Source organism: Aliivibrio sp. 1S128, assembly GCF_001691065.1.
Taxonomy (GTDB): domain Bacteria; phylum Pseudomonadota; class Gammaproteobacteria; order Enterobacterales; family Vibrionaceae; genus Aliivibrio.
Window position 1 is genome coordinate 1 of sequence record NZ_MAJV01000167.1, and the last position, 386, is coordinate 386.

Annotated in this window: 1 protein-coding gene; it reads left to right on the forward strand. The window is 45.6% G+C overall.

Features of this window, described 5'->3' with window-relative positions:
• On the forward strand, nt 1-386 hold a 386-nt coding region (locus tag A6E03_RS18525), incomplete at both ends, for an alcohol dehydrogenase catalytic domain-containing protein (RefSeq protein WP_176703510.1).

The window sequence follows — 386 nt, forward strand, 5'->3', positions numbered from 1 at the left end:
TCTGGTGATGATCCAGAAGGTATCTTCCCTTCAATCCTAGGCCATGAAGGCGGCGGTATTGTTGAGATGATCGGCGAAGGCGTGACAAGCGTTGAAGTTGGCGACCACGTTATCCCTCTTTACACTGCGGAATGTGGTGAGTGTAAATTCTGTAAATCTGGTAAAACTAACCTTTGCCAAGCAGTTCGTGAAACTCAAGGCCAAGGCCTTATGCCTGATGGAACTAGCCGTTTCTCTATTAATGGTGAAACTATCTTCCATTACATGGGTTGCTCTACGTTCTCTGAATTCACAGTTCTTCCTGAGATTTCACTAGCGAAAGTATCTAAAGAAGCACCACTTGAAGAAGTTTGTCTTCTAGGTTGTGGCGTAACGACGGGTATGGG